General features: G+C 61.3%; 18 protein-coding genes. 9 read left to right on the top strand and 9 right to left on the bottom strand.

All coding sequences use genetic code 11. From position 1 onward, the window contains the following. Positions 1–29 precede the first annotated feature (29 nt). The 3 genes from J2T60_RS00670 to arsC are packed head-to-tail and all read right to left on the bottom strand — an operon-like array spanning position 30 to position 1336. Entirely contained in the window at positions 30–386 is a 357-nt protein-coding gene (locus tag J2T60_RS00670; protein ID WP_253443981.1) for a DUF2069 domain-containing protein, read from the bottom strand. Continuing rightward, entirely contained in the window at positions 383–985 is a 603-nt protein-coding gene (gene wrbA / locus J2T60_RS00675; RefSeq protein WP_253443984.1) for an NAD(P)H:quinone oxidoreductase, read from the bottom strand. The genes J2T60_RS00670 and wrbA overlap by 4 nt, the downstream gene beginning before the upstream one ends. A gap of 6 nt (positions 986–991) precedes the next feature. Then, on the bottom strand, positions 992–1336 hold the full coding sequence (arsC, locus tag J2T60_RS00680) for an arsenate reductase (glutaredoxin) (RefSeq protein ID WP_253443987.1): 345 nt from the start codon (positions 1334–1336) through the stop codon (positions 992–994). A gap of 300 nt (positions 1337–1636) precedes the next feature. Here arsC and J2T60_RS00685 point away from each other — a divergent pair, with 300 nt between their 5' ends. After that, on the top strand, positions 1637–2386 hold the full coding sequence (locus J2T60_RS00685) for a LysM peptidoglycan-binding domain-containing protein (protein WP_253443990.1): 750 nt from the start codon (positions 1637–1639) through the stop codon (positions 2384–2386). A gap of 154 nt (positions 2387–2540) precedes the next feature. Further along, positions 2541–2816: an acylphosphatase gene (locus J2T60_RS00690; protein WP_253443992.1), complete on the top strand. Its 276-nt coding sequence runs from the start codon at positions 2541–2543 to the stop codon at positions 2814–2816. 4 nt (positions 2817–2820) lie between these two features. Here the strand turns inward: J2T60_RS00690 and J2T60_RS00695 are convergent, their stop codons facing one another. Both J2T60_RS00695 and J2T60_RS00700 read right to left on the bottom strand, forming a co-directional pair. Then, the gene (locus J2T60_RS00695; protein ID WP_253443995.1) at positions 2821–3396 is read right to left on the bottom strand and encodes a lytic transglycosylase domain-containing protein; all 576 of its coding nucleotides are present in this window, start codon (positions 3394–3396) and stop codon (positions 2821–2823) included. 4 nt (positions 3397–3400) lie between these two features. Beyond that, positions 3401–5107: a proline--tRNA ligase gene (locus J2T60_RS00700; protein WP_253443998.1), complete on the bottom strand. Its 1707-nt coding sequence runs from the start codon at positions 5105–5107 to the stop codon at positions 3401–3403. A gap of 154 nt (positions 5108–5261) precedes the next feature. Between J2T60_RS00700 and ilvC the strand changes: the two genes are divergently transcribed. From ilvC to J2T60_RS00730, 6 genes are all read left to right on the top strand, one after another. Then, a complete protein-coding gene (gene ilvC / locus J2T60_RS00705) occupies positions 5262–6254 on the top strand; it encodes a ketol-acid reductoisomerase (RefSeq protein WP_253444001.1) in 993 nt (330 codons plus the stop codon). A 1-nt stretch (position 6255) separates the two neighbouring features. Continuing rightward, on the top strand, positions 6256–6873 hold the full coding sequence (locus tag J2T60_RS00710) for a phosphatidylserine decarboxylase (protein WP_253444004.1): 618 nt from the start codon (positions 6256–6258) through the stop codon (positions 6871–6873). Positions 6874–6992: 119 nt separating this feature from the next. After that, positions 6993–7820, top strand: coding sequence for a CDP-diacylglycerol--serine O-phosphatidyltransferase (gene pssA / locus J2T60_RS00715; protein WP_374728476.1), 828 nt, complete (start codon positions 6993–6995; stop codon positions 7818–7820). Further along, complete coding sequence (locus tag J2T60_RS00720; RefSeq protein WP_253444011.1) at positions 7792–8574, top strand: uracil-DNA glycosylase; 783 nt, start codon at positions 7792–7794, stop codon at positions 8572–8574. The genes pssA and J2T60_RS00720 overlap by 29 nt, the downstream gene beginning before the upstream one ends. Then, entirely contained in the window at positions 8571–9050 is a 480-nt protein-coding gene (gene rimI / locus J2T60_RS00725; RefSeq protein WP_253444014.1) for a ribosomal protein S18-alanine N-acetyltransferase, read from the top strand. Before J2T60_RS00720 ends, rimI begins: the two co-directional genes overlap by 4 nt. Positions 9051–9128: 78 nt before the next feature. After that, positions 9129–10709 (top strand): peptide chain release factor 3, encoded by a 1581-nt coding sequence (locus J2T60_RS00730; RefSeq protein WP_253444017.1) that lies wholly within the window; start codon positions 9129–9131, stop codon positions 10707–10709. Between the two features lie 23 nt (positions 10710–10732). Here J2T60_RS00730 and J2T60_RS00735 read toward each other — a convergent pair whose 3' ends face one another. Genes J2T60_RS00735 through J2T60_RS00745 form a run of 3 tightly spaced genes read right to left on the bottom strand, consistent with a single transcriptional unit; the run spans position 10733 to position 14691 of the window. After that, positions 10733–12742 (bottom strand): transglutaminase TgpA family protein, encoded by a 2010-nt coding sequence (locus J2T60_RS00735; RefSeq protein WP_253444020.1) that lies wholly within the window; start codon positions 12740–12742, stop codon positions 10733–10735. Further along, entirely contained in the window at positions 12735–13724 is a 990-nt protein-coding gene (locus J2T60_RS00740) for a DUF58 domain-containing protein (protein WP_253444023.1), read from the bottom strand. The genes J2T60_RS00735 and J2T60_RS00740 overlap by 8 nt, the downstream gene beginning before the upstream one ends. Positions 13725–13740: 16 nt before the next feature. Beyond that, complete coding sequence (locus J2T60_RS00745) at positions 13741–14691, bottom strand: AAA family ATPase (RefSeq protein ID WP_253444025.1); 951 nt, start codon at positions 14689–14691, stop codon at positions 13741–13743. Here J2T60_RS00745 and J2T60_RS00750 point away from each other — a divergent pair. Beyond that, entirely contained in the window at positions 14690–16216 is a 1527-nt protein-coding gene (locus J2T60_RS00750) for a hypothetical protein (RefSeq protein ID WP_253444028.1), read from the top strand. The two genes, J2T60_RS00745 and J2T60_RS00750, sit on opposite strands and share 2 nt — an antisense overlap. Positions 16217–16287: 71 nt before the next feature. Here J2T60_RS00750 and J2T60_RS00755 read toward each other — a convergent pair whose 3' ends face one another. Next, a complete protein-coding gene (locus J2T60_RS00755; RefSeq protein ID WP_253444031.1) occupies positions 16288–17847 on the bottom strand; it encodes a serine hydrolase in 1560 nt (519 codons plus the stop codon). Positions 17848–17921 lie beyond the last annotated feature (74 nt).

Below are 17921 nucleotides of genomic sequence, written 5' to 3' on the forward strand. Positions count from 1 at the left end.
CTCGATTTTCGGGGTATCACCAAGCCGCCTTACTGGCTGCGCCGCAGCACACTCTGAACCCGCAAGGTATGGCCTGCCGACAGGAATAGTCCCAATGCCAGCAGGGCGATGAGGGTGGACAGGACCCGGATTTCCGGGTTGGCCATCACTTCGGTGAAGCCATGGGCCATATAAAAGAGGGCCAGAAAACCCATCACTGCGGTGGGCAGGGTTTTGTCCTGGAGCACCCCGGGAATCAGCAGTAGCAGGGGCAGGGCGCCAATGGCGGCCCACAACAGGGGCTGTTCGGCCAGCGGGTGCCACCAGCCATAACCCATCGCCCAGGTGGCCGCCAGGATGAAGGCAATGGCGGTGCAGGTGAGTTTGGCTCGTTTCAGACTGATCATGACCGGGACTCCGTCAGTGCCCGGGACAGCCGGGCGACCCGAGCCCCCAGGACCTGGGCCAATTGGGTTTCTTCTTCCGTATCGGGTTCGCTGCCATCGCTGCCGGCGAAATGGCTGGCGCCATAAGGCGTGCCACCGCTACGGGTCTGCTGCAGGGCCGCCTCGGTATAGGGCAGGCCCACCAGAAGCATGCCATGATGCATCAAGGGCAGCATCATGCTGGTCAGAGTGGTCTCCTGGCCGCCATGCAGGCTGCCGGTGGCAGTGAATACCGCGGCCGGGCGGTCCACCAGCGTTCCCTTGAGCCACAGTGACGTCGTATTGTCCAGGAAATGCTTGAGGGGGGCGGCCATATTGCCGAAGCGGGTGGGAGAACCCAGAATCAGGCCGTCGCATTCGGCAAGGTCGTCGAGGCTTGCATAGGGCGGTCCGTCGTCCGGTACCGGTGGATTAGTGGCTTCCGAGGTGGCGGAGACGGGCGGTACCGTTCGCACCACGGCCTCGGCCCCCTTGACGGTTGCCACCCCCCGCGCCACTTGCCGGGCCAGTCGCGCCACACTGCCGTGGCGGGAGTAATAGAGCACCAGGATCTTCGGCATTGCCGTTTACTCCAAAATTTCCAGGACATCTTCGGGAGGGCGTCCGAGCCGGGCCCGCTGGCCCCGGACCACGATGGGGCGTTGAATCAGGCGGGGTTCTCGAGACATGGCCTCAATCAGAGTCCGTTCATCGGCCTGATCAAGACCGGCTCCCTTGAAGGCGGTTTCGTTTCGGCGTACCAGGTCCTTGGCTTGCATGCCCAGTTTCTGAAGCAACACTTCCAGGGTTTCGGGGGCGGGAGGGTGTTTCATATAGTCGATAATTTCCGCCTGAAACCCGGCTTCTTCGATCAGTTTCAGAGTAGCCCGGGACTTGGAACAACGGGTGTTATGGTAAATTGTAACCGGCATTATCCATTCCTCGCCAAAAAACACCAAAAAATACTGGCTTGACCACGGCTTAGGCCGCTGCTAGTTTTCTAAAACAGGTGCATAATAGGCACTCATCACCTGGGGCTCAATGTACGGACTGCTGATTCTTCAGAAAGTACACCAAGGGATGGATTCCAAGATCCTGAAATGGTTTGGCTTAACCGCGCCATTTTCTTGACTTGGGAAAAATGGCGATGCTACTTTCGCACCCGTATGGACGTTAAAATTTTGGTTCCTTAGAACGGACAGAATAACAAGCGCACTCAGGAGTTGTTCCAAATGATCAAGCTTTCCCGCAAACACGCAGTAATTCTGGCGCTTGCCGCCGGTATGGCGGTGGGTTGTCAGACCGCACCCGACGAGCCTGAAATCGACGAGGAAGCTCGCGATATGGCCCGTCAGGCCATCGAAGATGCCCGTTCGGTCATCGGTTCTGCTGAAGAGCCCTGCACGGACACCGGCAATGCCACCACTTATCTGGAGCGTGCCGAAGAAGCCAAGACCGACGAAGAGTTCGAGCAGGCTCAGGAATATGCCGAGCGTGCCTCCCAGGAAGCACGCAGCGCGATGGACGAGTGCTATGCCGACAAGGCAGGTGAGTACATTGAGAAGGCCAAGACCTTCACCAATCTGAGTTCCGATCAGCGTGATCGTCTGAGTCGTGCTGAACGGGATTACGACCAGGGCAACTACCGGGATGCCTACGAGCGTGCCCGCTCCCTGGTGTCCGAGCTGAAGGCCGCCACCATGAACTACACCGTGGAACGTGGTGACAGCCTGTGGCGGATCTCCGGCCATTCCGACGTCTATGACGATCCCTACCAGTGGCCGCTGATCTATCGTGCCAACAGCGACAAGATCGACGATGCTGATCTGATCCATCCGGACCAGGAGTTCAAGATCTACAAGCATCCCACCGAGTCCGCCCGTGACCACGCTGTGGATCATGCCCGCAACCGTGGCGAGTGGCAGATTGGTCGAGTGGAAGATTCCGATCGTGACTATCTGCGCGAAGCCGACGACCGTTAATCGGACGCTTCAATCGGAAGTAGTGGAAAAGGGCCCTTCGGGGCCCTTTTCTTTTGCCGGTCTCATCGCCATGATTTTCTTATCAGGGCCGCAAGCTGGCTTGACGTAATGGGGTTTGCAGCAGCGTGAACCAAATGAGTGAGAGGGCAAGGCAATGGCTGACATCGTGAGCAAACGATTTCTGGTCTCCGGCAAGGTGCAAGGCGTGTTTTTCAGGGCCAGTACCCGGGAGCAGGCCAATCAGCTCGGGGTCTCGGGCTGGGCCAGGAATCTGCCGGATGGCCGGGTGGAAGTGGTCGCGGCCGGTGATCCCGGGGCGGTTTCGGCCCTGGAGGAGTGGCTGTGGCAGGGCTCACCCGCAGCGGACGTGGATAATGTCGAAGCCCAGCACAGCGATGAGCAGCCATCGGGCCGCTTTTCCATTGCCTGATGCTCTATTTGTGCCAGCGTTCGGCCAAGGCGGTGTAGACCAGGCTGGGGTAACGCATGCTGCCCAGGCTGCCGTTGTAGCGCGCCAAGGCCCGGGTCAGATTGCCGTCTTCCTTGTCCAGATAATGGCGCAGAATGGTGCAGCCGAAGCGCAGGTTGGTGGCGATATCAAAAAGATTGTCGTCAGGTCGCCCGATCTCCTCCAGCCAGAAGGGCATGATCTGCATTAACCCCCGGGCGCCCACCACCGAGATGGCAAAGCGATCGAAATTGCTTTCCACCTGGATCACCGCCAGAACCAGCTCCGGGTCCAGATCCACGCGGGCGGCTTCGGCGTGAACTTTCCTCAGTATTCGTAGACGTTTTTCTTCATTGGAAATGATGGGCGCCAGGCGATCGGACATGTCCATCAGCCAGACTTGGGCCTCGAAGCGATCTTCGAAGCTGCTGCTTTCTTCCACCGCTTCCTTGAGGGCCTGTCTCAGGTCTTCATCCACGTCCTGTTGGTTGCCGGCCTGGACCGTACACCAGCCGCCAAGCAGGCAGAGCAGCAGCACGACTCGGCGCAGCACGGATGACATGATCCTAGTCTCCGAGTTTTCCCACCAGGGTGTCCACAATCCCAGCATAGTCCAGTTCCCGGTTCTCGCTATCCCGCCGGCCGCGGTATTCCACCTTGCCATTGGCCAGGGATTTCTTGCCGATCACCAGTCGATGGGGAATGCCGATCAGCTCCGCATCGGCGAATTTCACCCCGGGACGGGCATCCCGGTCATCCAGCAGTGCCTCCACGCCGGCACCCTGGAAGGCATCGTGGAGTGATTCGGCCGCTTCACGGACGGCCTCATCCCGATCCATGCCGATGCCGATGATTACCACCTGGAAGGGGGCGATGGGTTGCGGCCAGATAATGCCCTGTTCATCGTGATTCTGTTCGATGGCGGCGGCCACGATGCGACTGACGCCGATCCCGTAACAACCCATGTGCATGGGCACGTCCTTGCCGGATTCATCCAGCACGGTGGCGTTCATGGAGTCGCTGTACTTGGTGCCCAGCTGGAAGATGTGTCCCACCTCAATGCCCCGGCTGGAGCGTAGGGTGCCCTGGCCCTCGGGGGCCGGTTCTCCGGCCCGGGCCAGCCGCAGATCGGCGGTGGCCGGCAGGGCCACGTCCCGGTCCCAGTTGAGATTGATCCAGTGCATATCCTTCTCATTGGCACCGGAGGAGAAGTTGCTGGCCGTGGCTGCACGATGATCCACTCGCACGGCAAGACCCTCCGGCAGGCCGATGGGGCCGATGAAGCCCTTGGGCACGCCGGTGGCTTTGAGCGCCTCTTCCCCCGTGGCCAGGCGGACGTCTTCGGCATCCAGGGCCCGGGCGGCCTTGATCAGGTTGAGCTCGTCGTCGCCGCTGATGAATAGCACGGCCGGTTCCTCGTCGGCCATCACCACCACGGATTTCACAATCCGGTCCAGGGGCAGGTTCAGATGCTTGGCCTGGGCCGCCACGGTTTCGGTATCCGGGGTGGCCTGCTTGCTGGCCTCGGCCGGAGCCTGTGGCTCGATGACCGGACCGGGGCTGGTGGCCAGTTCGGTGTTGGCGGCGTAATCCCCCTGGTCGGCGGAGAGGATTTCATCCTCACCGGAGTCGGCCAATACATGGAATTCGCGGGAGACACTGCCACCAATGCTGCCGCTGTCGGCATCCACCGAGCGAAAGCTCAGGCCCAGGCGTTCGAAAATGCGGTTATAGGCATCGAACATGGCCTGATAGCCCTCGGCCAGGGAGGCCTGGTCGATGTGGAAGGAATAAGCATCCTTCATGAGGAATTCCCGGGCCCGCATCACACCGAAGCGCGGCCGAATCTCGTCGCGGAACTTGGTCTGGATCTGATAGAAATTCACCGGCAGCTGGCGGTAGCTTCGCAACTCATTTCGGGCCATGTCGGTGATGACTTCTTCATGGGTCGGGCCGAAGCAGAACTCCCGCTCATGGCGGTCCTTGAGGCGCAGCAGTTCCGGCCCATAGGCCTCCCAGCGGTCGGATTCCCGCCACAATTCGGCCGGCTGGACGGCGGGCATCATCAGCTCCACGGCGCCTGCGCGGTTCATTTCCTCTCGCACCACTTGCTCTACACGCCGCAATACCTTCAACCCCAAGGGCAGCCAGGTATACAGGCCCGAGGCCAGGCGGCGGATCATGCCCGAGCGCAGCATCAGCTGGTGGGAGATGATTTCGGCGTCGGCCGGAGTTTCCTTCAGGGTAAACAGGGGAAATTGGGAAACGCGCATTACTGCCCCTTTGATTGCGGCGATGGATGAATTCTTGGGAAAGCCACCGCATTTTAACGCCCTGGGGCGGTCGGGGACAGTCCCGAGGCTTGATTCGGGTCCAATGGCGCAGTAGCTTACCTCGCCTTCCCCTTGGCGATGGAGCCAGGCAAGCATGAGCACTTGGTACGATCAGGATCTGGACCGGAGTCCCTTGGCGGATTGCGCCATTGCCGTCTTCGGTTACGGGGCCCAGGGCCGGGCCCAGGCCCGCAATCTTCTTGATGCCGGCTTCAATGTCCGCGTGGCCCTGAGAGCCGACTCCTCAAGCCGTGAACGGGCCGAAGCCGATGGTCTCTCGGTGCTGTCGCTGGAAGCGGCCGCTGAGTGGGCGGATATGGCGGTGATGCTGGTGCCGGACGGCGAGCAGCCGGCCCTGTACCAATCGGTGCTGGCGCCAGCCCTGAAACCCGGGGCGGCGCTGATCTTCGCCCATGGCTACGCCGTCCACCACGGTCATATCCGGGCCCGGGAGGACCTGGATGTGCTGATGGTGGCCCCGCTGGGCATTGGCGAGCAGGTCCGGGCCACGTTCGAGAAGGGGGCCGGGGTGCCGGCCCTGGTGGCGGTGGCTCAGGACGGCAGTGGGCAGGCCTGGTCTCGCGTCCTGGCCTATGCCGGTGCCGGTGGCCATGGTCGTGCCGGGGTGATTGAAACCACCTTTGCCGAGGAAACCGAAACCGATCTCTTCGCCGAGCAGGCGGTGCTGGTGGGGGGCATGAGCGAGTTGATCCGCAATGCCTTTGAAACACTGGTGGAAGCGGGTTACAGCGAGGAAGTGGCCTATTTCTGCTGCCTGCATGAGGTCAAGCTGATCGCCGATCTCATCCATACCCGCGGGATTGCGAGTATGCGGGAATCCATCTCCGAGGTTGCGGATTACGGCGCCATGCGTCAGGGCCCCCGGATTATCGGCGAGGCTTCCCGTCAGGCCATGCGCCAGGCCTTGCAAGAGATCCGCAGTGGCGAGTTTGATCGCCGCTTGCAGGAGGAACAGGGTGCGGGCTTTACTATTTTGAATGAAAGCCGTGTCGCAGCCCGTTCCCATCCCATCGAAACCGTTGGTCGTCGTTTGCGCGCCAACATGCCCTGGATGAAGGAAAAATAGCATGGCGCGTAATGGTTCTCTGATTGCCGGCGAGGCCTGGTGGCCCATTGCCTTTTTGCTGCTGATGTCCGGCCTGGCCTTGTTGTTGCCTTTTCCCTGGATTGCCTTGCTGGGCCTGTTGCTGACGGTATTCCTCATCTTTATTTTCCGTGATCCGGCCCGGGATATTCCTGCCCTTCCCTTGGCTGTCGTTAGCCCGGTGGATGGCGTAATTGAGGTTATTGAACAGCCAAAAGCCCCCGAAGGGGAGCCCCAGGATACGGTGATCGTGATTCGTATTGCCCCCTTGGCTGCCTGGTCCATCCGAGCCCCTGTGGAAGGCAAGGTCATGGGCCTGCGAGGGTTGAAGGAGGGTCCGACGCGCGGTCTTTGGCTGCAGACCGATGAAGGTGATGATGTAGTCACGGAATTGACGGGGCGATCGCGTCCTTACTGGTCTCGACCAGTGGCCTTCGTACGCACTGGGGAGCGCTTGGGGCAGGGGTGGCGTTTTGGCTATCGTCGCCTGGCCCGTGAAGCCCGTGTCCATGTTTATGGAAAGCTTAAGCTGGAAGTCAAGGCAGGACAGCGGGTAAGGGCGGGCAGTGACTTGCTGGCAACCCTGGTTCACGATGACTGATGGTTGCCTGGCCACGGTTTCGATAGGATTGTGATCCGAGGGGGGTGCAGGGCGCCTCCCTTATCTCGCTTTGCCAGTCGTGGCAACATACACTTCAGCCATCCATTCCCGAGGATTCCATCGTGGCGGCCAAGAAACGGAAACAGCGTGAGCAAGGCAGTGCCCGCTCCATTCGGCGCGGCATCTATCTGCTGCCCAATCTGTTCACCACGGCGGCCATGTTTGCCGGCTTCTTTGCCATGATCTCGGCCATGGATGGCCGATTCCAGGCGGCCGGAGTGGCGGTGTTGGTGGCCTTTTTGCTGGATGGGGTGGATGGTCGGGTGGCACGGCTGACCGGTACCGAAAGTGAATTCGGCCGGGAATATGACAGCCTGTCCGATCTGGTCTCCTTTGGTCTGGCACCGGCCATGATTGTCTATAACTGGGGCCTGGGTGTGCTGGGGGACGAGCCCTGGTGGTGGTGGATACAGATTTCCTGGCTGGTGGCCTTCTTTTTTGCCGTAGCCGCGGCTCTGCGCCTGGCCCGCTTCAACACCCGCGCCGGCAGCAGCGATAAGCGTTTCTTCCAGGGCCTGCCCAGTCCGTCGGCCGCTGCCTGCGTGGCGGTGGGGGCCTGGCTTCTGGCGAGTCTGGACCTTCAGAATGCTGTGATGTTGCCCTTCGTCTACGGCATGACCGTGGCGGTGGCGGCCCTGATGGTCAGCAATATCAGCTATTACAGTTTCAAGGACCTCAATCTGGCCGGCGGCCGGGTACCGTTTACCTATGTAATTGCCATTCCTGTGTTATTCATCCTGATTGCCCTGGCGCCCTCCAAGGTGCTGTTCGCAGGCTTTTTCCTATATGCCCTGTCCGGACCTGTTCTGTCCCTCTGGCGGCGCCGCAGGCGAGCTTTGAAGTTTGCCAATAAGGAGCGTGAAGGAGGAGGTGATCACGGTGGGTAATGAAGCAAGACGGCGTGCCTATCTGGACGCGCTGGGCATTACCGCCTGGCAGCGCCGTGAGGCAAACGCCGAGTCTGCCCGGGAGGGAGAGACGGCGCCCGCACAGCCAATGGCCACACCACCCCCGCAAGCCCCAACCTCTCCGGGAACTCAGCCATCGGACCCGTCTCCTTCCTCACAGCCGGAAGTGGCCGGTCTGGACTGGTCTGCCTTGACCGAACAAGTGGCCCATTGCCAGCGCTGCCGCTTGCATGAGACACGGACCCAGGGGGTGTTCGGCGTGGGCAATCCCGAGGCCGACTGGCTGTTCATTGGTGAGGCGCCGGGAGCCGAAGAGGATCGCCGGGGTGAGCCCTTCGTGGGCCGGGCCGGGCAATTGCTGGATGCCATGCTGCACGCGGCAGGCCAGTCCCGGGATTCGGTCTATATCGCCAATATCATCAAATCACGGCCGCCCAAGAACCGGGATCCCAAACCGGAAGAAATCGCGGCCTGTCTGCCTTATCTGCGGCGTCAGATTCAGCTGATTCAGCCACGTTTGGTGATGCTGGTGGGCCGGGTTTCGGCCCAGACACTGTTGGATAGCACTGCTCCGCTGGGACGTTTGCGTGGCCAGGTTCACCGTTTGCCAGGCTTTGGCATTCCGGCAGTGGTGACCTATCACCCGGCCTATCTGCTGCGTTCGCCACTGGAAAAGCGAAAGGTCTGGGCGGATTTGCGCCTTGCCCGCAAGACCCTGGAGGAGGGGATGTGAGCCAGGTCAGGCAGACCGGAGAGGTGGTTCAGCCTCGCCCCATGCAGGAGGCGGATCTGGAGCGGGTGCATGAGATTGAGCGCCGGGGCTATGGTTTCCCCTGGCCGGTGGGTATTTTTCGGGACTGCCTGAGAGCGGGCTATCACTGCTGGGTGATGGAGGCCCAGGGCTGTATCGCCGGTTATGCCATTGTCTCGGTGGCGGCGGGTGAGTCCCATGTACTTAATATCTGCATTGATCCCGCCTGGCAGCGCCTGGGTCTGGGGCGGGAATTGATGAACCATGTGATGGCCGAGGCCCGCGGGGCCGGGGCCCAGCGCATGTTGCTGGAAGTCCGTCCCTCCAACCGCTCTGCCCGGGAATTGTATGATCAACTGGGTTTCAACGAGATCGGTCTACGTCGGGGCTACTATCCGAATCATTCCGGCATTCGGGAAGATGCTCTGGTCCTGGCCCGGGAGTTGTTTCTGGATTGATCGCTGCCTGCCATGGGCCACGCCACCGGCGGCAGTCTGTTAAAATGCACGGTTTGGTTCTGAATAGAAGTCAAACCCATGCCCCAGGAACATCAGCGGCGGCGCACTTTCGCCATCATCTCCCACCCAGATGCCGGCAAGACCACGGTCACCGAAAAGCTCTTGCTGTTTGGCGGCGCCATTCAGCTGGCCGGCACCGTCAAGGGGCGCAAGGCGGCCCGCCATGCCACCTCCGACTGGATGGCCATGGAGAAGGAACGCGGCATCTCGGTGACCTCCTCGGTGATGCAGTTTCCCTTTGACGATTGCATCGTCAATCTGCTGGATACCCCCGGTCACGCCGATTTCTCCGAAGACACCTACCGAACTCTGACCGCAGTGGATTCAGCCCTGATGGTGATTGACTGCGCCAAGGGGGTGGAGGAGCGGACCATCAAGCTGATGGAGGTCTGTCGCCTGCGGGATACCCCGATCTACACCTTTATCAACAAGCTGGACCGGGAAGGCCGGGATCCCATGGAGTTGATGGACGAGGTGGAACGGGTGCTGGGCATTCAGTGTACGCCCGTGACTTGGCCCATTGGCATGGGCAAGCGCCTCAAGGGGATTTATCACCTGCTGGAAGACCGCATCTATATCTACGAAGAAGCCGAGGGCGGGGCTCGAGGGGTGCATCGCACCATTGATGGTCTGGCCTCGGACGAGGCCCGGGAATTTTTGGGCGATGAGGCCGAGGAATATGCCGATGAAGTGGAACTGGTACGCGAGGCAACCCCGGATTTTGACCTGGAGGCCTATCTGGCCGGGCGGATGAGCCCGGTCTTTTTCGGTTCGGCCATTGCCAACTTCGGGATCCAGGAGCTGTTGGAAAGCTTTGTGCGTACCGCGCCTTCGCCCAAGCCCGCCAAGACCACGGTGCGGGAAATTCAGCCGGAGGAAGACAAGCTCACTGGTTTTGTCTTCAAGGTGCAGGCCAATATGGATCCGGCCCACCGGGATCGGGTGGCCTTCATGCGCATCTGCTCCGGTCGTTTCAAGCCCGGCATGAAGCTCAAGCATGTGCGTATCGGCAAGGATGTGAAGATCAGCAAGGCCCTGACCTTCATGGCCTCTGACCGGGAGCACACCGAAGAAGCTTACGCCGGCGACATCATCGGCGTGCATAATCACGGCACCATTCGCATTGGCGATACCTTTACCGAAGGTGAGGAATTGCAGTTCACCGGGATTCCCAACTTTGCCCCGGAACTGTTCCGCCGGGCAGTGCTGGCGGATCCGCTGCGCATGAAGCAGCTGCAGAAAGGCTTGGACCAGCTCTGTGAGGAAGGGGCCACTCAGTTGTTTCGTCCCCTGCGCAACAATGATCTGATCCTCGGGGCGGTGGGCCAGTTGCAGTTCGATGTGGTGGCCGAGCGTCTCAAGACCGAGTACGGCGTGGACTGCAAGTTCGAGCCGATCAATGTGGCCACCGCCCGCTGGACCTATGCCGAAGACGAGAAAGAGCTGGAACGTTTCCGTCGTCGGGCGGAGGATAATCTGGCCATCGACCACAGCGGGGCGTTGGTTTATATCGCCCCCACCCGGGTCAATCTGGACCTGGCCCAGGAACGCAATCCCGAAATCGAGTTTCGCGCCACCCGCGACCACTTGGCGGCTTGATCAGTCTTATCCGTTAGCTACGGCTAGTGCCGGGACCGGTCCAGGCGGGCCAACCTTTTCAAGCGCCGGGCCGGCCAGGCCGACAGGGCCTGCTCCAGCTGCTTGCCTTGCGGGCTGGTACCCGCGTAGCGGGCACTGCGGAAGCGGTTGATCAGGGGACGGAGTTGTTCCGCTACGCCGGGGACCTCCCGTTCCAGTCTTTGCAACCAGGCCGCGGGGCCTTCCTGGGGCTGGCGGGCCAGCCCGGCTCGGCGCATACGCCCTTCAAAACGTTGCCAGCTACGTTCCACGGGATCCCGGGGACGCGGGGGACGTTGTTTGAGGGACAGGATCAGCCATAGCAGCAAGGCAAAGATGGTTACCAGCCCCACCATGATCAGGGCCAGTCGCATGGCGTCCTTGCCGGGCAGGCCCAGGCGTTCCAGAAAGTCCCGTTGTTGTTCCGGCCCGTAGGCCAGAAACCAGCCATCCCAGCGGGCCTGGATGGTATCCCAGATCATCTCCAGCTGCAGACCCAGATTCTCCCAGTTGAATCCCCCCTCCCAGTCCTCGCCCTCGGTTCCGGACGCCATGCCGCCAGCCTGAGTTTCCACGCGGGAGGGATCAATGGCCGTGGTGGGGTCTACTCGGACCCAGCCTTCTTCCGGTAACCAGATTTCCGACCAGGCATGGGCATTGGATTGCAGGACGCGGAAATGGCCCGCCATGGGATTGTATTCGCCCCCCACATAGCCGGTCACCACCCGGCTGGGAATGTCCGCTGCCCGCATGAGAACCGTGAAGGCCGCGGCATAGTGCTCGCAGAAGCCACGCTGGCTGTCGAAGAGAAAATCATCCATGCCGTGTCTGCCCAGGGTGGGAGGCTCCAGGGTGTAATAGAAGCTTTCCTCGTTAAAGTGACTCATGGCGCGGTCTACCAGGGCGTGTGGATCACCGTCCACCTCGGCCAGCCATTCCCGGGCCAGTTCCCGGGTTTGTGGATTGCTGTCATCGGGAAGCCGGGTTAATCGCTCTTGCCAGCCCTCGGGCAGTTCCGGGTCCAGAGCGTAGTTGGGCCAGGATTGGATCTGATACCGGAGGCGCTCACTGACCGGCTCATCGGCTTGCAGTCGCATGTCGGCGCGTAGCTGACTGTCATTCGGGAGTTCACCGCCGGGCATGTCCAGGGCGATCAGCCAGTCCTGGCCATGGGCCTCCAGGGTGATTTCCTGGGTCACCCCTTCGCCCAGGGGCAGCAGGGTGGCTTCCCGGTCGGGCATGCGTCCTTCCCGCCATTCCTGTCCGTCAAAGGCATGAAAGACCGGGCCCCGCCAATATCGCTGGCCGGATTCGGGGGCTTCATGCTCCGGGAAGCTCACCCGAAAGGCCAGGGCATTGGACTGGGCCAACTGACTGATGGAGCCGGGCGACATGCGGTCGGACAGGCCGGTGGTGGCCCGGGGCTCGGGGGTGGGGGTGCCCCAGAGGGGGCCCGGCACCCGCGGGAAGAGCACGAACAGGATGATGGCAATGGGCAGGGCCTGGAGCAGCAGCTTTCCGGCAGTCACCAGGCTGGGACGGAGCGGGCCAGGCTCCCCCAGGCGAGTCAGGCGCAGCAGAATGGCGGTCTGGAAACAGCAGATGGCACTGAGCCAGAGTGCGGCCAGCAGGCTCTGGTTGCCGAGAAAGACCGCCAGCATCAAGATATAGGCCAGCAGGACCAGCACCAGACCGTCCCGCGGTTTCCAGGTTTCAAGCAGCTTCAGGCCCAGCATCAGTACCAGCAGCGCCGTGCCTGGTTCGATACCGTTAAGGTTGCCGAATTCCAGGTAGATGCCGCCAAAACAAAGCAGACCCAGGGGTAGGCGCAGGAAGGCCAGAGGGGCCCGCTGGCGACCCAGCCATCCGGGGAGCAGCCGCCACACGGCGAACAGGGCGCCCAGAAACGGCACCCAATAGGGAAGGGTGGTGATAATAGGGATCAGGGTGGCGCCCATGGCAAGGGTGAGCCAGCGCAGCTCCCGTTCCCGTAATGGGGGGCGGAGATCAGTCATGGCCGGCGCCCCCTCCGTCCTCGCCAAAGCGGGCCAGGGCATCCAGTGCCCGCCGGGTCTGGTGTTCCCCCCGCCCCGGCCCGATGGTCTCATCCGGCAGGCGCAGGCCCCAGGGGCCGGTGGCGGCTTCGGCCTGCAGCACCCAGTGACAGAGGCGTGCCAGGCGGCTTTCCTGATCGCCGCCCCCGCTGTGATCCCAGTCCAGCCAGACCGGGCTTTCACCGGCCGGACTGGCGAACTCCTTGACGATCAGCTCTCCTCGAGCCAGGTAATGGCGCCAGGCGATCCGGCGGGTGGGGTCGCCCTTGGCATAATCTCGGAGCTGGGAGAAATCCTCGGTCCCGCTTTGTTGCCGTTTGCCGGATTCCGCTTCCGGGTCTGGTGCCCGTTGCATGGGGCTGGCCAGGGGCTTGGGCCAGGCCAATCCCTCCAGGGGCATGTCCAGCCAGCACCAGGCCCGGAACAGGCCCATGGGGTAAGCGGTGGCGAGTCCAAAGCGTTGGATACGGACGCTGCCCCGACGCTCGGGGGTGCAGGGTAATTGCAAACGAGCATGGCCATGGGGGAAGAGATCGGTGAAATCCAGGATGTTGCCGCTCTCGTCGGTGAGCAGAATATCCCGGCGGGCAATGGGTGCCGGGTTTTCAAGCTGCACCTCAAGGTGCTGGCGTTCCCCGGCGAAGCCCCGGCCCGTTTTGCCCGGCCGGACAACCAGCCGGTTCAGTCCCCGGTGGGCATGGTGCATGCAGACCACGCCCAGTCCGGCCAGGGTGAAGCTCAGGGCAAAGCCCATGCTGTTGGCGTAGTTCATGGCGGCCAGGATCATGGCCATGACCAGCAAGGCCAGCCCCATGCCAAAGCGTGTTGGCAGGATGTAGATTCGACGTCGGTGCAGGGTCAGGGGCGGGTGATCCCGCCCCTGACGACGGTAGGCCCAGCGTCGAGCCAGGCCGGTAACCGAACTGAACAAGCGACGAATCATGAACCGGCCCTCGCCACTAGGGTACGGGGGTGTCGTCAAGCAGGCGGCGGGTAATGGCCGCGATCTGGCCCCGGTGTTCGGGCAGGGCTTGCAGGCGGTGACTGGTGACCGCCGTGAACACGGCCTGTACGTCTTCCGGTTCTACTCCTCGGCGCCGATGCAGCAGCGCCCAGGCCTGGGCGGCCTGACGCAAGGCCAGGGCACCGCGCGGTGAGAGGCCGGTAATCAGTTCCGGCGCGTCTCGGCTGGCTTGTACCAGGGCCTGGAGGTAGTCCATCAGTGAGTCGGAGACATGAACGTTGCGGGTATGAACCCGCAGGGCCCCCAGATCGTCCGGTCGCAGGACCGGACTCAAGTCCGCCAACAGTTCACGCCGCTCCCGCCCCATCAGCAAGGCTCGCTCGGCTCTCGGATCCGGGTATCCCAGGCTCAGGCGCATGAGAAAACGGTCCAGTTGAGATTCCGGCAGGGGGAATGTCCCGACCTGTTCCTGGGGGTTCTGGGTGGCGATGACGAAGAAGGGACGGGGAAGCGGTCTGGTTTCGGTCTCGGTGGTGACCTGATACTCCTCCATCGCTTCCAGCAGCGCACTTTGCGTCTTGGGTGTGGCCCGGTTGACCTCATCCGCCAGAACCATCTGGGCAAAGATCGGACCCGGGCGAAACTGCATATCCCCCCGGTGCCGGTCGAAAACCGAGGCGCCCAGAATGTCGGCCGGTAGCAGATCACTGGTAAACTGAATCCGCTGATAGCTCAGCCCCAAGCTGCGGGCCATGGCGTGGGCCAGGGTGGTCTTGCCCACGCCGGGGATGTCTTCAATCAGAAGATGCCCCCCGGCCAGAAGGCAGCTGAGGGCCATGCGAATGGCCTGATCCTTGCCGAGGATGATGTCGTTGAGCTGCTTGAGCGCACGCTCCACACCATCTACGGCCACATCCACATCGTTTCGTGAGGCAATGTCATTCATGTCCGCCAGATTAAGAGAAGGTCGTCTCTCTGTCCATGCTTGCTTTTCTTTGCTGATTGTTTTGGCCGCCTTGCTGGTGGGCTGCGATACCGGGACAGACGTCGATGAGCAGGATGCAGCCACGCCTCAAGCCTCCCGGGATGAGCTTGTGGCCCAGCCCAGCGGGCTTCGTGTGGCGGCCTCCATTCCGGCGGAGGCCGAACAAGCGGAATTCCTTCGCCACCAGGAAGCCGCCCATCTTCTGGATGCTGCCCATGCCGTATTCATGCACGCGGCCCGCGCCCGTGACAGCGAAATGGGGCATGAGGCCTATCGGCCCGAGCTTCAGGAGGACTTTATGGAAGCCCGGGCCTGGCTCTGGCTACAGTTGGTGGAGGCTGTCCAGTCACGCCATGGCGATGGCATCGCCATGCAGCCGGAATCCCGATGGGATGGCAATGACTGGGTGGCTGAAGGTGAGCCCCGTCCGGCGGATCTCGTCTGGGGTGTTTATCTCTATCACATGCATCACCGGGAAGGCTGGTTTGAGGATGAGACCCTGCGGGACAGCATTACCCGTTACCCACTGGGTTTACTCACGGGGTTGTCTCGCCACGTTTACGATGGTTTCTATCACGACGGTCGTTTTCATGACGGCAGTGATGCCCAGGCAGTCAGTCTTGAGAGCATGATGGAAGGCCTGGCTGCTGCCCATGCCATGGCCTATGCCTGGATTCGCTGGCAGAAGCCCGGCGGTGCAGAGGATATGGGGGGATTGGAACGTGAGCGTCTGGCCGGTTGGCTGGGACGGGATCCAGATCAATTGCTGGAAAAGGCAAGGGCCATTTCCGAGGTGTTGGATGAAGCCTGGCAGGAAGACAGGGGGTATTACCATTTCGATTCCGATGAGATGTCACTGAAGACCCTGGGGTCCTTGATCCGTGGTCACAAGGGACTTTACGAAACCCTTTATATTTTTGGAGATGAATCCGATCGGGCGGTGGCCAGGACTCTGTTTGAACGTAGCGCTCGGATGCTCGAGGATGCGATCTCCCTGAGTGCCGATTGGGGCTTACCCAGTCGTTTCCGGCTGGGGGATGCGGGTCTGGAAGTGGCCAGCGAGGTGGTGGATGTGGCTGCCCACTGGAATCTCATCGCCCATATCAGCGGCGGCTTTTCATTCGACCGGGAACGGGAGGGAACCGCCCGTTTGATGAGCCGTCATCGATCGGAGTTCTCGCAACTGCTGGGACGGTGGATCGATGAGCAGATTCAGGGGGCGATGGATTATCAGATGCCGGACGGCATTCTGGTGAGCCGTCTGGATTTCGAGAGTGGAGACGTGCTGGATGCGGATCACGCGCTGCGAGCCATTAGCCGCTTTATGATCGGCGCCGGTGAAGGATATGGTTCAGGCGATCATTTTGCGTCCCCGGCGGACTGGTCGGATGATCCGGACAAGGAGGCCGCCACCCGTCAGCTCTATCAGGTATTGCTCGATCACGGTCGTTTTGTGGAAGAGCGTCTGATTACAGGCGCACGCTGATACGATCTTCCACCAGGCAGAGCACCCGCAGGGCCCTGGCAAGGCGCCTGCGGGTGCCGGGTAGGAATGACTTATTCAATCCGTTCAAAATGGACTGTTCTTTGGTAATCGGCGGGGTAGGTGCCGATCTGCAGTACATGCGGCCGGAGGGTAAAGGTCACCTTGAGTGTATCCACCTGACCGTCGCCGTCCAGGGTGAAGTGAGCAAAATTCTCCCGGCGGGCCGGGTTCCGCCAGTGATAGCGGAAGCGGTCATGGTGCCAGTGCTCCAGATCGGCGATTTGCTCCTCGTCATCCCAGAAGCGTAATGCCAGGCGGCCATCCCCTGGGGAAAATACCTCCACTTCGCCGTAGAGATCATCCTGGTAGCGGCCCACAAATTCCTCCAGAGCCACCGAGGGGGTGGTATCTTCCTGGCGGGCATCATGGATGGCTTGGCGATTTTTCCGGGCCTCTTGCTTCTCGGCCTGGTAATCATCCAGATACTGTTGATGCCAGTCTTTTTCCTCCAGCCCGGCCACTCGATCGATCACCGTGTTGGCCAGGGCCATGCGGAAATGATTGAACAGGTTGCTAACCACCACCACGCCCAGGTCCAGCTCCGGGACCAGGACCAGCTGGGTATTCATGCCGTCGGTGGCGCCGCCATGACGGGCGATGCTCATGCCGCGATACTGAGCCAGTCCCCAGCCCAGGCCGTAGGCTTCGACGGGAGACTGATGATCGTCCCGACCGGTGGCGATCTGGGCTTGATGCATTTCGGCCATGGTCTCGGCACTGATCAGACGCTGCTCTCCATGCACGCCGGGCTCGCCCAGTTGCAGCCGCATCCATTGGGCCATGTCATGAACACTGCTGTTCACCGATGCTGAGGGACCCACATTGTCGAAGTTTCGGCGGGGAATCCGCTCCACCTCGCCATGAATCTCCTGATGGGGCCAGGCGACATTATTGTCGCCTTCCAGATGACGGATGCTGGTGTTGCTGCGATCCATGCCCAGGGGCTCAAACAGGCGCTCGGCCAGAAAATCATCCCAGCTTTGTCCGGTGATGGCGGGGATGAGTTCTCCAGCGACTGAATACATTACATTGGAATAGACATAACTAGAACGGAAAGGTTGCTCGAAGTCGTGATAGCGCATCTGATGAATGATTTTTCCCCGGGGACTGGCATTCATGAACTGCAGGCGATTGCCCGTCATCCGGCCCACGCCTACGCGATGGGTGAGCAGGTCACGAACCCGGACTTCATGGGTGACCCAGGGATCCGAGAGGCGAAACTCGGGCATGTGATCCACGACCCGGTCGTCCCAGTCCAGCTTGCCTTCGTCCACCAGCATGCCCAGGGCAGCGACCGTCATGGCCTTGGTGGTGGAGGCGACACCAAACAGGGTATGGGCATCCACCCTTGAGGCTTCATCCATGTCCAGGCGTCCGAAGCCCTTTTGGTAGATGATTTCATCTTCATGGACCACGGCAATGGCCAGGCCGGGAATCTCCCAGTCCGCCATGCCCTTCTTGATCCATTCATCCAGATCCCCCAAGGGCGATTCGGACGGTTCGGCGAGTGAAAGACTTGGCAGGAGCAGGCTGAGGAGGAGCCCTGTCAGGGCAAAGCGTCGAAACGGCATGTTGTGGCTCCATTGCGTTTCAGGGAAATCTGGAAAGTCTACATGATTGCCCAAATCCGGCTTGCAGGCAAAAC

The sequence above is a fragment of the Natronospira proteinivora genome (assembly GCF_024170465.1).
Taxonomy (GTDB): domain Bacteria; phylum Pseudomonadota; class Gammaproteobacteria; order Natronospirales; family Natronospiraceae; genus Natronospira; species Natronospira proteinivora.

Excerpts from the sequence above, each read along its gene's own strand:
- J2T60_RS00670 (WP_253443981.1), bottom strand. The coding sequence starts at position 386 with ATGATCAGTCTGAAACGAGCCAAACTCACCTGCACCGCCATTGCCTTC.
- ilvC (WP_253444001.1), top strand. The coding sequence starts at position 5,262 with ATGAGCACTTGGTACGATCAGGATCTGGACCGGAGTCCCTTGGCGGAT.
- J2T60_RS00735 (WP_253444020.1), bottom strand. The coding sequence starts at position 12,742 with ATGACTGATCTCCGCCCCCCATTACGGGAACGGGAGCTGCGCTGGCTC.
- J2T60_RS00730 (WP_253444017.1), top strand. The coding sequence starts at position 9,129 with ATGCCCCAGGAACATCAGCGGCGGCGCACTTTCGCCATCATCTCCCAC.
- wrbA (WP_253443984.1), bottom strand. The coding sequence starts at position 985 with ATGCCGAAGATCCTGGTGCTCTATTACTCCCGCCACGGCAGTGTGGCG.
- J2T60_RS00750 (WP_253444028.1), top strand. The coding sequence starts at position 14,690 with ATGTCCGCCAGATTAAGAGAAGGTCGTCTCTCTGTCCATGCTTGCTTT.
- arsC (WP_253443987.1), bottom strand. The coding sequence starts at position 1,336 with ATGCCGGTTACAATTTACCATAACACCCGTTGTTCCAAGTCCCGGGCT.
- J2T60_RS00745 (WP_253444025.1), bottom strand. The coding sequence starts at position 14,691 with ATGAATGACATTGCCTCACGAAACGATGTGGATGTGGCCGTAGATGGT.
- J2T60_RS00755 (WP_253444031.1), bottom strand. The coding sequence starts at position 17,847 with ATGCCGTTTCGACGCTTTGCCCTGACAGGGCTCCTCCTCAGCCTGCTC.
- J2T60_RS00700 (WP_253443998.1), bottom strand. The coding sequence starts at position 5,107 with ATGCGCGTTTCCCAATTTCCCCTGTTTACCCTGAAGGAAACTCCGGCC.
- J2T60_RS00710 (WP_253444004.1), top strand. The coding sequence starts at position 6,256 with ATGGCGCGTAATGGTTCTCTGATTGCCGGCGAGGCCTGGTGGCCCATT.
- J2T60_RS00685 (WP_253443990.1), top strand. The coding sequence starts at position 1,637 with ATGATCAAGCTTTCCCGCAAACACGCAGTAATTCTGGCGCTTGCCGCC.
- J2T60_RS00690 (WP_253443992.1), top strand. The coding sequence starts at position 2,541 with ATGGCTGACATCGTGAGCAAACGATTTCTGGTCTCCGGCAAGGTGCAA.
- J2T60_RS00695 (WP_253443995.1), bottom strand. The coding sequence starts at position 3,396 with ATGTCATCCGTGCTGCGCCGAGTCGTGCTGCTGCTCTGCCTGCTTGGC.
- J2T60_RS00740 (WP_253444023.1), bottom strand. The coding sequence starts at position 13,724 with ATGATTCGTCGCTTGTTCAGTTCGGTTACCGGCCTGGCTCGACGCTGG.